Below are 15028 nucleotides of genomic sequence, written 5' to 3'. Positions count from 1 at the left end.
ATGTATGGATTCTTTTAATTAGTCTTCGATGTTTCTTGCTTCGTTGATACCGCTGGCTAAAGATTCCATTAAGGATAGTTCTTTGTCTGTAAAGCTATCCATGTATTTCTCTATCTGTAATCGTCGGGTGCTTTTTACCAAGTTATTAGCAGGTAAGAAAAATTCATCAACGGAAACATGAAGTAACGATACAAGGTCATAAAGAACTTGTATGCTGGGGTGTTGCCCTTTATTTTCAATATTAGTTAAGTACCGTGGGTCAATTTCAATCAATGCTCCCACTTGTTCACGAGTTAAACCTCGTTTCAATCGAGCTTCTTTAATGGCTAAACCAAAGGCTCTAAAATCATATTTATCTTCTTTTTTACGCATAGTAGACCACCTCTATACATTTTATTGTTCCTACTGAATTAAAAACAGGTATAGAAAAACGTGTTATATGGTTTATAGGTTTATATTTAATAAAAAGCACTACTAAACGCCAATAAAAAAAACCGTTATATGGTAGTGCTATTTACGCTGTTAAAATATTGTATATTACTTCCAAATGGCGGTTTGTTGGAGGTCAACGTCGCCATGAAGTACATCATATACAATAAATTTCCTTTCATTGGGTTCTTGTCAAAAAAAGTCGTCTATCTGCAATAGATAAGTACGTCCACCAATGTGGTTTTATAAATCATATAGATAGAATAACAGAAGCATGTAAACAGAGAAATAAATCTGTTTATATGCTTTTTTGGCTATTCAGAACTTTTTTACAAAGTTTATTTATCAGTAATGCAACAAATCCCCCTTTCACATTGGGACTAAGAGTGAAAGGAGATAAACGAGCAAGGCTCACTTCCTTTCCTAGACAGAAAGGGGGTGAGAAACATGAAACCATCTTCTTTTCAGACCACAATAGAAAATCAGTTTGACTATATCTGTAAACGTGCTATGGAAGACGAGCGAAAGAATTATATGCTTTATCTTTCAAGGATTGCAAAGCGTGAGGTGTCCTTTTCGGATGTTGGCGATTATCTTGTTAGCCAGTTTGCGACAACAGATAACTATTCAACTGACTTTCAGATTTTTACACTCAATGGGTTATCAGTAGGCGTTGAAAATGATTTGTTGAGTGAAGCATTACGTGAGTTGCCAGACAAGAAACGTGAAATTCTACTGCTGTTTTACTTTATGGACATGAGCGATTCAGAAATTGCAGACCTGTTGAAATTGAACCGTTCTACTGTCTATCGGCATAGAACCAGTGGACTAGCCTTAATTAAAAAGTTTATGGAGGAATTTGAAGAATGAAAACACAATATCCTATGATTCCCTTTCCTCTCATTGTAAAGGCAACAGATGGCGATACCGAAGCGATTAACCAGATTCTACATCATTACAGAGGGTACATAACGAAGCGTTCCCTACGACTTATGAAAGATGAATATGGCAATCAAAGTATGGTCGTTGATGAAGTCTTACGTGGAAGAATGGAAACCAGACTGATTACAAAGATTTTGTCATTTGAAATTAAGTAATATCCTCTCTCCTTTCGTGGAAGCGTGCTAAACCATTCCACGCTTCCCGAACAGGGAGGTTTGTTATTCCACCAAAGCATATTGAGCTTTCAATGTGTTTTGATAGGCTAACGAGCCATTGTTCTTTGAAAACTGAATAAAAGTAATCGAATACGTTTCGATAAGAAAAGAGCCAACGGAACTAACCGCCATGACCTATCTTATAAAGATAGCGAGCGATTCATGTTAGTGATCCGAGAAGCAATCTTTAGCAGGATTGCCTGCAACGACATTCTTATCGTGATAATGATACTCCCATACAGTCAATAGTCCGAGCGTGATAAAACCGTCGCAGGCAATGAGTATGGCTACATGAGAACCATGCAGGGGTGGAACTCCCGTGAGCTTTGCTAAAGCTGTTCGATTGCTGGTAAAACAACTTTTATGAAATCCAAATAAGTGATTTGGAAAGGAGGATTTTATGAAGCAGACTGACATTCCTATTTGGGAACGTTATACCCTAACCATTGAAGAAGCGTCAAAATATTTTCGTATTGGCGAAAACAAGCTACGACGCTTGGCAGAGGAAAATAAAAATGCAAATTGGCTGATTATGAATGGCAATCGTATTCAGATTAAACGAAAACAATTTGAAAAAATTATAGATACATTGGACGCAATCTAGCGTCGCCAAAGGGTCTTGTATATGATAAAATAGTATTAAGTCGTATCAAGGCTCTTTCCATAAAGGAAAGGAGCAAATGCCATGTCAGAAAAAAGACGTGACAATAAAGGTCGAATCTTAAAGACTGGAGAGAGCCAACGAAAAGACGGAAGATACTTATACAAATATATAGATTCATTTGGAGAACCGCAATTTGTTTACTCGTGGAAACTTGTGGCTACAGACCGAGTACCAGCAGGAAAGCGTGATTGTATCTCACTTAGAGAGAAAATCGCAGAGTTACAGAAAGACATTCATGATGGTATTGATGTTGTAGGAAAGAAAATGACACTCTGCCAGCTTTACGCAAAACAGAACGCTCAAAGACCAAAGGTTAGAAAAAACACTGAAACTGGACGCAAATATCTTATGGATATTTTGAAGAAAGACAAGTTAGGTGTAAGAAGTATTGACAGTATTAAGCCATCAGACGCTAAAGAATGGGCTATTAGAATGAGTGAAAATGGTTATGCTTATCAAACCATCAATAACTACAAACGTTCTTTAAAGGCTTCATTCTATATTGCTATACAAGATGATTGTGTTCGGAAGAATCCATTTGACTTTCAACTGAAAGCAGTTCTTGATGATGATACTGTCCCTAAGACCGTACTAACAGAAGAACAGGAAGAAAAACTGTTAGCCTTTGCAAAAGCTGATAAAACCTACAGCAAAAATTATGATGAAATTCTGATACTCTTAAAAACAGGTCTTCGTATTTCAGAGTTTGGTGGTTTGACACTTCCAGATTTAGATTTTGAGAATCGTCTTGTCAATATAGACCATCAGCTATTGAGAGATACTGAAATTGGGTACTACATTGAAACACCAAAGACCAAAAGTGGCGAACGTCAAGTTCCTATGGTTGAAGAAGCCTATCAAGCATTTAAGCGAGTGTTAGCGAATCGAAAGAATGATAAGCGTGTTGAGATTGATGGATATAGTGATTTCCTCTTTCTTAATAGAAAGAACTATCCAAAAGTGGCAAGTGATTACAACGGCATGATGAAAGGTCTTGTTAAGAAATACAATAAGTATAACGAGGATAAATTGCCACACATCACTCCACATAGTTTGCGACATACATTCTGTACCAACTATGCAAATGCAGGAATGAATCCAAAGGCATTACAGTACATTATGGGACATGCTAATATAGCCATGACGCTGAACTATTACGCACATGCAACATTCGATTCTGCAATGGCAGAAATGAAACGCTTGAATAAAGAGAAGCAACAGGAGCGTCTTGTTGCTTAGTAGTACAAATGAATTTACTACTTATTTACCACTTCTGACAGCTAAGACATGAGGAAATATGCAAAGAAACGTGAAGTATCTTCCTACAGTAAAAATACTCGAAAGCACATAGAATAAGGCTTTACGAGCATTTAAGAAAATATAAAAAGATAATTAGAAATTTATACTTTGTTTTATATAAAAATTAATCAAAAATATACTAAAACTTTCCGCTGTGAGAAAAGTGCTTGAAATACGATTATTTCAAGCACTCGGGAGTTTTGAGACCTTAGGCTCAAAACTAAGTCATGGAACTTCGAGGAAGTTCGCTGACATCCGTACTCACCTAAGGAAAGTTTTCAAATTGATTTTGTCTTCAATATGACTCTCCTAAATGGAGAGCGTATTCTACAATGGATAAACCTTGCGAAATTCTTCTAAAACTACCTTGCTGTCAGGTGTAAAAACTAGACCTGCTTCTCCAAAGCAGTCTTTGAAAAAGTCTTCATGAACCTGACGCCAATAAGCTAGAGATTTGTCTCCCTCACCTTCCTTGTAGGCATGGTCAGCTGACACTTGATGAAAAGGTTGAACGGAAACCTTTGTGACTTCGACAATGCAGACAGCTTGATTTTGACTGTCCAAAATGACATCAAAGGTCCCTTCTTGGGGAAGGGGTTCGTCCTCTAGTGCGTAGAGGTCGTAGGCTGAGGCTGTTGCTGTTTTTTCGCCTTTAAAGACCAGTTCCGCTAAAAGGTCTGGATCCACTCCAAAGGCCCAGGCATCGATTTCATCTCCGATAGAGGGGTTGATTTGCTTGTAGGCATTCCACATTTCTTGAGGTGTCATGAGTTCTCCTTTGTAATTTTTTACTTTCTTCTTTTATATGTTTAAGATGGTCTGGATGGTCAATTTCTAAATCAAAAATCTCTGGAATAGAGCTGTAATGGAGAATACATTCGATACCCATCTGATTCATTTTTTGTATGAAAGAAGTATTCAGATAGCCTGCTACAGCAAAATCAATCTTGTTCTTTCTTGCTTTATCCTGCATCTGTCTCAACATTTCTAACATAATGGGGCTTTCCAAATCATGCCATTGACTGTTTCTCACAGTCGCAAATATAAAAGAAGTTAAATCATTCATTCCAACTACAATCTTTGAAATGCCCGTTTCCAGTATCCTGTCCAAGTCGAAATAAGCTGATGGTAATTCAATCATCGTGCCGACTTTCCCGGTAAAACCATACTGACGCAATACTGTAATAGCTTGTTTTAATTGTTCGGCATCATTGACAAAAGGAAAAATAACAGACAGATTGGGATTGGTTTGAAAAACTTCCGTAACAACATTTGTCTCAGCCTGAAATTCATCTGGACACGCCAACAAACGCCTGATACCTCTGTATCCAAATAAGGGGTGGCGTTCGTCAAAATACTCTTTAGTCCCGTCTAGAATATTTGCTTCTGCATTTGTTAACTCTGAAAAGCGATACCAGACTTCTTCATCTGAGTACAAATGACAAATAGTGTCTAGATAATCTTTCACAAATTGCTGACAATTTGGTAATAGTATGTTTTGGTTTAGTTCTCTCAACAAGTATTCCCCACGAATCAAGCCGACGTGGTGCAATAGTTGTGGGTAAACTTTTTCAACAATTTTTTCACCACTAAGAGCTAGTTGATTTTGCATGTTCATTCACCTCGTCTTAAAAGATACAATATCAGATATCATTATACGACACTTTCCTCTAGTTCAAAAGCTTCATAAGGTTCAACTAACTCATATCCTAAAAATTCTGCTACTTTTTTGGAAGCCTCGTTATGAGCATCCCAAAGTGGAAACATATCTCTATTTAAACTCTCTAGAATCATTGCAGCACCAAGCTTTTTAGCAAATCCATTTCCTTGTTCGTTTGGTCTAGTTGCAACTTCCACTTCAACTGCTCCTTGGTAAATTAACCCTGAGGAAATCCCAGCAATCACTTCATTATCTTTAAGAATAACAAAGCCAAATCCACCTTTTAAAGCAAAATCCTGGTAGGACTCAAAATCCCCCTGTAAATCTTGTGACCATTCTTCCTCAGAAAGGCAGTTATAAATACGATTATCAATAGGCACAATATTGCAACCTTTCTCTAACTGACTAACTAGATCATTTAGAAATTCAACTTGAAAATTTGCCTTATCTTTAAAAGAATAGCGAGTAAAAGAAATTAGCTCCACTTTCTGACGCAGAAAATCTTGCCACTTAGTGTCTTCTGAAATAATAATCTTATAATCTAAACCATATTGCCTAACAAAATCTTCCCAAAATCTGGAATCCAACTCCCCTGCTAGGTATAGAAAATTCCCAATATCATAAAAACTCGTTGTCCTATCACTGTTTCGATAAACAGTCCCGTTTTGAGATTTAAGGCCATAGAGAACCATATATTTCTTCCATGTTTTAAATAGTTCCATTATCCCTCTATTTTACCTTCCAATTCGTGTAAGAGGTCTTGTCCAATTCTGGAAATCCTAGTAACTCTGTCTTAACCTTCAATAATAGGGGTGAGGCATTTTCTTCGGTAATTTCTTCCAAATTCAGCCAAATGGCATTTGCTGAATCATTGCTTCCATCATGAACTTCATGAGGAAGGGATTTTTGAGAGTGTTCGAAATCGAGTACGATATCATAAAAGGCCATGATATGATGCACAGCGAAGTCTTTTCCCTCTTCTTGAACCATCACATCATAAATTCTAGAATTTGAATAACTGCTAAGAGAATATCCTGTCTCTTCAAGAATTTCTCTCTTGAGGGTTTCTGTCAACCCCTCACCGAGTTCCTGACTACCACCCGGTAGATCAAAACGATTTTGATAGGGGCCTCTTGTTTTTTCAATACAGAGCAGTTTCCCCTCTTGAAGACAGACTCCGTATACCCCAAAGTGATGTTTGATTTCCATCAAATCCTCCTACTTCAAACTCCAGCCACCGTCAATCGTCAGGATTTGTCCTTGCATGGCGGATGCCTTCCCGCTAGCCAAAAAGACACTGACTTCTGCTACTTCCTCTGGCTCAATCCAGCGCTTGATGGGGGTTTCACTGGCTACCCAATCTGCTAGACCACCTGGCTCAAAATCCGCTGCGGTCATACCAGTTTTGACTGCACCTGGCGCGATGCCAAAGACCTGAATGCCAGTTTCTGCATAATCCAGGGCCAACTGCTTGGTAAATCCCGCAAGGGCATGCTTGGAGGAAGTATAAGCGTGACCGCCACCTCCTGCTAGTCTAGAAGCAATGGAGCACATATTGATGATGATTCCTTTTTTATGTTCCAACATTTTTATTAAATAATAGCGAGTCAGCTCAACCGGAGTTACGTAATTGATTTCGAAAATCTCTTGGATTTCTTGAGCAGATTGTTCCAGTAAGGGTTTGTAATCGTCCAAAACTCCAGCAGTATTGCACAAAACATCCACCTGAGGGCACCAATCAAAAATAGGTTCCAAGTCAAGCGTTAAATCACGTTGTATAAAGTGAAAGTCTCCTAGTAAGTCAGGCTTTTCAGCCTGATCCACTCCGTAAACTTGATAACCTTTTTCTAAAAACAGGCGAGCTTGAGCCAGACCAATCCCGGAGCTTACGCCCGTAATCAAGACCCGTTTAGTCATGGACTTCCACCCAATCTGTCGCTAAGACATCACAAGGGGTTGGACTCCACATGGAAAATCCTTCGCCTTCACCAGAGACGTTGATGAGGAAATAAGGCGTCACTTCTAGAGCCACTCCATTTTGCTCGATGGTATCAAACAATTGGACATAGTTCTCTGCTCCGCCCCAACCAGTTCGCACATATTTCTTTTTTGCCTTTAGTCCCGGTAAGATTTCTTCAAATGTCATCATCTTCTCCTTTGATTTATACTCACTTTCATTATAACAAAAATCAAGCTTGCTCGTTGGTTTTCAACAGAAAAAGAGAGTGGGACAGAAATCGGTCATTCGTTAGAATTCGATTTCGTCGTCCCACCTCCGCACAGTTGAGTAGGGCTGTAAAAGCTGATGAAATCAGCGTAGTAGAGCCCACTCAACCACTGCGTCTTGCTCGACAATCCAAAGACAATTGAGAGGCTAGGACTTTTGTCCCAACCCCCTTTTCACGCTATTCACCATTTTCTGTCTTGTTCTTTTTCAAAGCGCGAATCGTGAACCAATAGTAAATCATCAATCCCATAACAATGATTACCGTAGGCAGGATCACGGTCATGGTAGAATTCTGAATCCCTTGTGCCAAAGTCCAGCGATGCAAAAATCCCACTACTAAGAAGGACAGAATAGGAAAGATGAAGGCACGAGCAAACTCTTCTTTCCACTGCCACAGGATAAGTCCTGCAGAAGCACCTGTTATGAGAAAGGTATCCCATGGACTAGGTACCGTCAACCAGGCAAAAGCCGGCAAGAAACGGTCCCCTACTATTTCACTGATAAAATAGATCCCCAGAACGAGGACGACTGCCACATAGATTGCTTTTTTTGACTTCTCTTCTGCAAAAATGAGGCGACGAAGGAGATAGAAGAGTAGACCAACGGCTAAAATACCTAAAATACTATCCGTTAGATAGACGAGTGGCTTGAGAACTAGAACTGCTTGCGAAGCAAAATCACTTAAGAGGCGATAAAAAATGACTATTCCTGAGACGATTGCACCATATTTTAGAACAGATCGCGTGGATTCTTTGGGCATATTCTCTAGGATTTGGTCTGCCATTCCCTTGGGATCCTGTCCAAAATAGTCCGTCGCTGTCAATCCATCCCCACTTGCTTGCGAAAAATCTAGCGCCAGATTATAGACCTGCTCTCTTAAAGCTTTCTCCTCATATAAGAAACCGGCGAAATTGAAATAATCCCAGAGATCTTGGAAATAAGCTTGGTCCTCCTGGCTAAAGGTTTCAACCAAAGCCTGCGTTTCTCCATAATAAATAGCTGATGTCATATTGCTTTCCCCTTTCTTTGGAGACGAAATACAAGGAGGAACAGGGCTAGTCCTATAAGAGGGAGTAGCCAGCCTAATAAGTGAGCAGTTCCCTGATTCACAAGACGAATCCAGCATCCTGTAATTAGGAAAGTCAGACCCATGACTAGTAGACTCGTCATCAGTCGATTCCTGCTTCTATAAGCCATAACTGCAAATCCAAGGAGGACTAGGACAGCAAGAGCAATCCCCCAACCATCTGATAAGAAGAGACTCCCAATGTGGCCAAAATTGATCGAAAATAGTCGGACGATGTTCAGAAACACCATCAGGCTGATCACACTGATAAAAGCAGCCCAAGGCCACTTCATTTCTCCATAGCTCTGTTTGGACCAAAGCCACATGATGAACTGACTGAATACCAAGAAATTGAGTAGAATGACAACATATGTTAAAGGTTGAATTTTCAGTGGCATCATCCAGGTAAAATCCATTAAATAACGCATGCCAACCAAGATCACTCCAAGTAAGAAGACGAGTCCCACATAAGATCCTAAAGAGCGTTTAGGTAACTCAGCAAGCACTTGATCTACCATCGCCCGTGGATCCTTTCCGAAATAATCCACTGCTCGAATGCCTTCTTTCTCAGCAACTTTTAGGTCGCAAACCATATTGTAGAGCTGTTCACCGAGTGCTTCATCATCATAAAAATAAGCCTTTGCCCCAATATAGGCCACCATTTTCTTCATATAGGCTTGATCGTCCTTATTTAGATGCATCAATTCGTTTGACATTTTTTCTGTATAACTTTCTACCATCTTTCTCACTCCTTCCTGATACGGTCTACTTTTGTGACTAACTCCTGCCACTGGTCCCAAAATTCCCCTAAGCGCTCTTTCCCAGCATTACTCAGTGAAAAATATTTGCGATCGGGACCATCTGGAGACGGCCTCATTTCCCCATGAATAATCCCTTGTTTTTCTAATTTTTGAAGCAAGGGATAAATAGTCCCCGCGACAATCTTATCAAATCCCATCTCTTTGAGACTTTGGATCAATTCATAACCATAAATGGGCTTTTTGGAAATAATCTCAAGCACACAGCCCTCCAAGACTCCCTTTAATAATTGGGACTCTTTCATCCTTCTCACCTCTTTTTTACTACCTTACTAGTTTGTTTTACATACTAGTCTTTTCACTATTAGTATACTCTTTCTTAACTAGTATGTAAAGCATAATAGTAAAAAATTTTTTAAAATTTTTTGAATCCTTAAAAATGCCTTAAAATAAAGGCTTTCCAGCCCTCAAGTGTGTAAATATACAAAAAAAGTACAAAAAACACTTTATTTTGGCAATTGATTGGAGTATAATAAACGTAATTATTCAAAAGGAGTTGTGAATATGAAAAAATCTAAGCTTGCTCTCTTAGCAGGTGTAGCCGCAGCATCAACACTTTTCCTTGCTGCTTGTGGTTCATCTTCTAATTCATCAAATGGGACAACCTATAAATATGTTTATAGTACTGACCCTGATACCTTGAATTATTTGACTTCAAACCGTTCAACAACTAGTGATATCACTACTAACTTGGTTGATGGTTTGTTCGAAAATGACCAATATGGTAACTTGATTCCTGCCCTTGCGGAAGACTGGTCTGTTTCTAAAGACGGTTTGACTTATACCTACAAGCTTCGTAAAGATGCGAAGTGGTATGACTCAGAAGGAAACGAATACGCAGATGTAACTGCAAAAGACTTCGTTACTTCTCTTAAATACGTTGCAGATAAAAAATCTGACGCCCTTTACTTGGTTCAAAATTCTGTCAAAGGATTGGATGACTACGTAAATGGTAAGACTAAAGACTTCTCAACAGTTGGTGTCAAAGCCGTTGACGATCATACTCTTCAATACACTTTGAACCAACCAGAATCATTCTGGAATTCTAAATTGACGACTTCTACTATGATGCCAGTTAATGCGAAATTCCTTGAATCAGCTGGTAAAGACTTTGGTAGCGTGAAACCAACAGGAATCCTCTACAACGGTCCATACATTATGAAGTCCTTCACTTCAAAATCACAAATTGAGTTGGACAAAAACCCTAACTACTACGACAAGAAAAATGTTCACATCGACACTGTCAAATTGACTTACTTCGATGGATCAGACCAAGACTATCTTGCTCGTAACTTCTCAGACGGTAACTTAACTTCTGCTCGTCTCTTCCCTACAAGCTCTACATACAGTACAATCCAAAAGAAATTCAAAGATAACATTATCTATACTCAACAAGATGCTACTGTATACTATGCTTACTTCAACGTAAACCGTCAAAACTACGGTCACACTTCAAAGAAATCTGACGAACAAAAGAATAGCACTAAGACAGCTCTTCAAAACAAAGACTTCCGTCAAGCATTGAACTTTGCTTTGGACAGAACTTCATACAGTGCCCAATCAAACGGTAAAGAAGCAGCAACGAAAACTCTTCGTTCCCTTCTTGTTCCTCCAACATTTGTGCAAGCAAACGGTAAAGACTTCGGTACTCTCGTCGAAGAAAAACTTGCTACAGCTGGAGACGAATGGAAAGGTGTAAGCTTTGCCGATGCTCAAGACAGCTTGCATAACACTGATAAAGCGAAAGCTGAACTTGAAAAAGCAAAAGCTGCATTGCAATCACAAGGTGTTCAATTCCCAATCCATATCGACTACGTTGTTGACCAATCTTCAAACCCTATTGTTCAACAAGCAGACTCAATGAAGAACTCTATTGAAACTGCCCTTGGTAAAGACAATGTTGTGATCGATGTTCAAAAATTGTCTACTGATGATGCGGACAACGCTACATACTTTGCACAATCACCAGAACAAAAAGACTTTGACTTAGACATCGGTGGTTGGGGACCTGACTTCCAAGACCCTTCTACTTACCTTGACATTTTGAGCCCAGTAGATGGTCCAACATTGACTGGTATGGGTCTTGATCCTAAGAAAGACCAAGCTCTTATCGAAAAACTTGGTTTGAACGAATACAAACAATTGCTTGATGATGCAAATGCTGAAAAATTGGATACCAATAAACGTTATGAAAAATACGCTGCTGCACAAGCTTGGTTGACAGAAAACGCAATTGTTCTTCCTATCTACTCTAAAGGTGGTGTTCCATCTATCACTAAAGTAACTCCATTCTCATCACCAAATTCATTGGTTGGTATTAAAGGAGATACAAACTACTTCAAGTACAAGAAAGTACAAGATAAGACCGTTACAACTGCTGACTACGAAAAAGCTTACAAACAATGGCTCAAAGATAAAGCAGAGTCAAACAAGAAAGCTCAAGCAGATCTTGCAAAACACGTGAAATAATCACGTTTTAAAACACCGGGGATTACATCCTCGGTGTTTTAAAATGTAGACAAATTGTTTCTTTATATAGAACAAGTTAGGAATATATAAAGAATTAAGATAATACATCCAATTAGGCTCATTCAATCATACACTGAAACTTTCCGCCGTGAGAAAAGTGCTAGAAACACTATTGTTTCTAGCACTCGGGAGTTTTGAAACTTTAGGTTCAAAACTAAGTCATGGAACTTACTGGATTGCTGAAATCATCCACTGGATAATTTCACCTAACGTCCGTACTCACCTAAGGGAAGTTTCTAAGATGACTTCGTCTTCAATCAAAAACACCGGGGATCTCCTCGGTGTTTTTGATTGAAACAGTATTTCAGGTGATCTCTTTTTCACCTATTTTCCTAAGCTTCGATCGTATCAAATGCTATCTCACGACAATCTTGCGATAACTTCTAGAAGTCAGAAGAAAGACGAGAATATAGGAGATGAAAAAGACAGCGCAGATAGACAGAGTCGTTTGAAGGACCAAGCCCGCATTGTTCGCTCCTAAGAGAGCAACGATCTTTGCGATCATCTTGTAGGCTACTCCTAGGTAGAGGAAGGAAAAGAATAATGGAAGGAAAAAGACGGTGAGAATCTGTTTGCGAATCGTGGTGGACGTTTGCTTTTGGTCCAATCCTACTTGTTGCAAGATCACAAAATTTTCCCGGTCCTCATAGCCTTCTGAAATCTGCTTGTAGTAAATGACGAGAACCGTAGCCAAAAGAAAGATCACAGATAGGAAAACTCCAATAAAGAGGATGGTCCCTGCTGATTCACGCCACTCCTTCTCCATGCTGTATCGATCAACCCCACCAAACAAAGTCGCACCATATTGACTCATTTTGTCTGTCGAATTAAGCTCTCTGGCCATTCCAGCTATAAAATCTTGGTTTTCTTTATTTTTAGCACTAATAGAGAATTCCAAATTTTTATCAATTTTTAGTCCCAGTTGGTTCAAGTCAGGGAGGACAAGGTACAAGCCCATTTGGTGTTGAAACAGGTCGGCTTGAGGGAGTTTTCCTTGGATAAAATTGGAGTTTAGTTTTTCTTTAATCGTGAAGGTCTTCCCATTGATTTTTAACTGCGAGTCTAATCTTCCAGGATAGTGATAACCATAGGCTAGGATTTCATTTTCGCCAAGCTCAACTTTTTTACCCGTCAGTTGCTCATAAGTCGCCTGATCAAAAAAGTTGACCACTCCTTCTGTCTTTAACTCCTGACCAGTTGCTGGAGTGGACTGGTCATTCACCTCTAAGACCTTTCCATCAATCTTTCGAATTTCAGCCGACCAGTATGTTGTCTGAGTCACTTGATAATCTGATAGATGTGTCGCATCAGCTATTTTCTTAATTTGGGCTTGAACCTCCTCAATAACTGGTTCTGTTTCAGCTTCTGAAGTCATATGCCCCACACTAATATTGTAGTCCGAAGGGTACATAGTATCTAGGTAATTCTGCCCTCCAATAAAGAGATTGAGCGACCCGGTTAAGGTGACCAAGACCATGGTGGATAGAATACTAATGGTCGCAAGACCTGTTGCATTTTTTCTCATCCGAGCTATTAAGTTAGAGACGGATATAAAATTCTCCGGCTTGTAATAGTAGGATTTCCGACCTTTGAGCATTCTTAAGAAGGTAATGGATCCTGCGTTAAATAAGAGATAGGTCGCTAGAATGACCAAGATGACGGCAATAAAGAATCCTTGAACCGCCGCAACCGGACGCTCTGCTGTTAGCGCTAAATAGAAAGCAATTCCTAAGAGTCCTAGTCCTAAAAGAGTTTGGACCAGCAAGAAGCGTCCTTTCTTCTCGCCTGCTTTCTTTTGTTGCATGAGGTGGAGGGAACTGTAGCGCATGAGGCGGAAAGAATTCAACAAGAGAATGAGGCCAAAAGCAATAGCTAATCCTAACAAAGTCTTAAACACAGCCCCTATCTGGAAGGTTGATTGAATGACGACTGGAAGCCCCATACATTTTAAGAGGAGGGCAAAAATCAAGCGATCAAACAAGAGTCCCAAGCCCAGTCCTGCGCCAACCGTAAGGATATAGAAGAAAAGCAATTCCCATAAGGTCATGACGAGGAGGTGCTTCTTCTCCATCCCCAAAACACTGTAGAGTCCCAGTTCTTTGGAACGATTTTTCATGACATAGCCATTGGCATAAGCCACCAAAATGATGACGACCAGCTGGACAACGAAACTGCCAAAACCAAGAACAGATCTTGCCGTTCGTCCTCCGTAAGAAACCTCTAAATGAGGGGTCGTTGCCAGGGCGATAAAGCTATAGAGGATCATGGTTGTTAAAATGACGGACAAAGCAAAGGGGTAATAGAGCTTGCGGTTTTGTTTGAGATTAGAAAGTGCCAATTTACTTGTTAATTTAAACATTACGATCCTCCTTACCCGCCATGACCGTCAAGGTATCCGAGATTTCTTGGAACATCTGACGTTCTGTTTTTTCCCCGCGGAAGATTTGGTTGTAAAGGATCCCGTCCTTGATAAAGAGCACGCGCTTAGCCCGAGCTGCCGCTGCGGTTGAGTGGGTCACCATGAGGATGGTTTGGCCCATGGTATTGATATCTTCAAAGACATCGAGCAATGCAGCCGATGACTTGGAATCCAGCGCCCCTGTTGGCTCATCAGCAAGGAGGATTTCAGGTGAGGTGATGATGGCCCGTGCAACAGCCACCCGTTGTTTTTGCCCACCAGAGATTTCGTAAGGGTATTTTTCTAAAAGTTGGTGAATGCCCAATTCCCGACTCACGCTATCCACTTTGCTCATCATTTCCTTGACGGGTCTGCGGGAGAGGACGAGAGGGAGAAGGATATTGTCCTTGACGGACAAGGTATCCAGCAGGTTGAAGTCTTGAAAGACAAAGCCTAGTTTTTCTCGACGGAAGCTGGATGCATCCTTGTTCTTGATAGTTGAAGTATCGGTACCATTGAGGTAGACCCGTCCTTCCGTCGGCTGGTCCAGCATGGCTAGGATATTAAGAAGGGTGGATTTCCCGGACCCTGATTCCCCCATGATGGCGACGTATTCCCCTTTTTCCACGGTAAAATGAATGTCTTTTAGGGCTTCAACCTGCGTCCCTTGAAAGCGCGTTTTGTAGATCTTTTTGATGTGTTGAACGTCTAGTAGGGTCATGGTTCTTTCCTTTCTAGCTCGATAAAAGCTTCCATCGTTTTTTACAAGTCTATTGTACTA

General features: G+C 40.0%; 17 protein-coding genes. 5 read left to right on the top strand and 12 right to left on the bottom strand.

Annotated elements, in window-relative coordinates:
• Positions 1 to 18 precede the first annotated feature (18 nt).
• Positions 19 to 372, bottom strand: a complete 354-nt coding sequence (locus BTU61_RS02805; protein WP_001227347.1) for a helix-turn-helix transcriptional regulator — start codon at positions 370 to 372, stop codon at positions 19 to 21.
• Positions 373 to 876: 504 nt separating this feature from the next.
• Between BTU61_RS02805 and BTU61_RS02800 the strand changes: the two genes are divergently transcribed.
• From BTU61_RS02800 to BTU61_RS02785, 4 genes are all read left to right on the top strand, one after another.
• Complete coding sequence (locus BTU61_RS02800) at positions 877 to 1299, top strand: sigma-70 family RNA polymerase sigma factor (RefSeq protein ID WP_000804885.1); 423 nt, start codon at positions 877 to 879, stop codon at positions 1297 to 1299.
• A complete protein-coding gene (locus tag BTU61_RS02795; protein ID WP_000857133.1) occupies positions 1296 to 1526 on the top strand; it encodes a helix-turn-helix domain-containing protein in 231 nt (76 codons plus the stop codon). The genes BTU61_RS02800 and BTU61_RS02795 overlap by 4 nt, the downstream gene beginning before the upstream one ends.
• 460 nt (positions 1527 to 1986) lie before the next feature.
• Entirely contained in the window at positions 1987 to 2190 is a 204-nt protein-coding gene (locus tag BTU61_RS02790) for an excisionase (protein WP_000814511.1), read from the top strand.
• Positions 2191 to 2271: 81 nt separating this feature from the next.
• Positions 2272 to 3489 carry a tyrosine-type recombinase/integrase gene (locus BTU61_RS02785; protein ID WP_001291561.1) on the top strand — a complete coding sequence of 406 codons (1218 nt, stop codon included), beginning with the start codon at positions 2272 to 2274 and terminating at the stop codon, positions 3487 to 3489.
• A 387-nt stretch (positions 3490 to 3876) separates the two neighbouring features.
• Here the strand turns inward: BTU61_RS02785 and BTU61_RS02780 are convergent, their stop codons facing one another.
• The 9 genes from BTU61_RS02780 to BTU61_RS02740 all read right to left on the bottom strand — a co-directional run bounded on the left by BTU61_RS02780 (position 3877) and on the right by BTU61_RS02740 (position 9565).
• Complete coding sequence (locus BTU61_RS02780) at positions 3877 to 4317, bottom strand: ASCH domain-containing protein (protein ID WP_200772249.1); 441 nt, start codon at positions 4315 to 4317, stop codon at positions 3877 to 3879.
• A complete protein-coding gene (locus tag BTU61_RS02775) occupies positions 4259 to 5161 on the bottom strand; it encodes a putative PEP-binding protein (protein ID WP_200772248.1) in 903 nt (300 codons plus the stop codon). The genes BTU61_RS02780 and BTU61_RS02775 overlap by 59 nt, the downstream gene beginning before the upstream one ends.
• A 41-nt stretch (positions 5162 to 5202) precedes the next feature.
• Positions 5203 to 5931 (bottom strand): GNAT family N-acetyltransferase, encoded by a 729-nt coding sequence (locus tag BTU61_RS02770; protein WP_200772247.1) that lies wholly within the window; start codon positions 5929 to 5931, stop codon positions 5203 to 5205.
• A gap of 7 nt (positions 5932 to 5938) precedes the next feature.
• The gene (locus BTU61_RS02765; RefSeq protein ID WP_200772246.1) at positions 5939 to 6418 is read right to left on the bottom strand and encodes an NUDIX hydrolase; all 480 of its coding nucleotides are present in this window, start codon (positions 6416 to 6418) and stop codon (positions 5939 to 5941) included.
• Positions 6419 to 6427: 9 nt separating this feature from the next.
• Positions 6428 to 7126 carry a 3-oxoacyl-ACP reductase gene (locus tag BTU61_RS02760; RefSeq protein WP_200772245.1) on the bottom strand — a complete coding sequence of 233 codons (699 nt, stop codon included), beginning with the start codon at positions 7124 to 7126 and terminating at the stop codon, positions 6428 to 6430.
• Positions 7119 to 7355, bottom strand: a complete 237-nt coding sequence (locus BTU61_RS02755; protein ID WP_000141913.1) for a DUF2829 domain-containing protein — start codon at positions 7353 to 7355, stop codon at positions 7119 to 7121. Before BTU61_RS02755 ends, BTU61_RS02760 begins: the two co-directional genes overlap by 8 nt.
• Before the next feature lie 259 nt (positions 7356 to 7614).
• Complete coding sequence (locus tag BTU61_RS02750) at positions 7615 to 8445, bottom strand: hypothetical protein (RefSeq protein ID WP_200772244.1); 831 nt, start codon at positions 8443 to 8445, stop codon at positions 7615 to 7617.
• A complete protein-coding gene (locus tag BTU61_RS02745) occupies positions 8442 to 9242 on the bottom strand; it encodes a hypothetical protein (protein WP_200772243.1) in 801 nt (266 codons plus the stop codon). The genes BTU61_RS02750 and BTU61_RS02745 overlap by 4 nt, the downstream gene beginning before the upstream one ends.
• A 5-nt stretch (positions 9243 to 9247) precedes the next feature.
• The gene (locus BTU61_RS02740) at positions 9248 to 9565 is read right to left on the bottom strand and encodes a PadR family transcriptional regulator (RefSeq protein WP_200772242.1); all 318 of its coding nucleotides are present in this window, start codon (positions 9563 to 9565) and stop codon (positions 9248 to 9250) included.
• 259 nt (positions 9566 to 9824) lie between these two features.
• Here BTU61_RS02740 and BTU61_RS02735 point away from each other — a divergent pair, with 259 nt between their 5' ends.
• Positions 9825 to 11789: a peptide ABC transporter substrate-binding protein gene (locus tag BTU61_RS02735; RefSeq protein WP_200772241.1), complete on the top strand. Its 1965-nt coding sequence runs from the start codon at positions 9825 to 9827 to the stop codon at positions 11787 to 11789.
• A gap of 415 nt (positions 11790 to 12204) precedes the next feature.
• Here BTU61_RS02735 and BTU61_RS02730 read toward each other — a convergent pair whose 3' ends face one another.
• Both BTU61_RS02730 and BTU61_RS02725 read right to left on the bottom strand, forming a co-directional pair.
• Positions 12205 to 14208 carry an FtsX-like permease family protein gene (locus BTU61_RS02730; RefSeq protein ID WP_200772240.1) on the bottom strand — a complete coding sequence of 668 codons (2004 nt, stop codon included), beginning with the start codon at positions 14206 to 14208 and terminating at the stop codon, positions 12205 to 12207.
• Positions 14201 to 14968, bottom strand: coding sequence for an ABC transporter ATP-binding protein (locus tag BTU61_RS02725; RefSeq protein ID WP_200772239.1), 768 nt, complete (start codon positions 14966 to 14968; stop codon positions 14201 to 14203). Before BTU61_RS02725 ends, BTU61_RS02730 begins: the two co-directional genes overlap by 8 nt.
• Between the last annotated feature and the right edge of the window lie 60 nt (positions 14969 to 15028).

The organism is Streptococcus lactarius, assembly GCF_016642265.1.
In the GTDB taxonomy this organism is placed as follows: domain Bacteria; phylum Bacillota; class Bacilli; order Lactobacillales; family Streptococcaceae; genus Streptococcus; species Streptococcus lactarius.
This window is presented reverse-complemented; position numbering and strand designations above follow the sequence as displayed.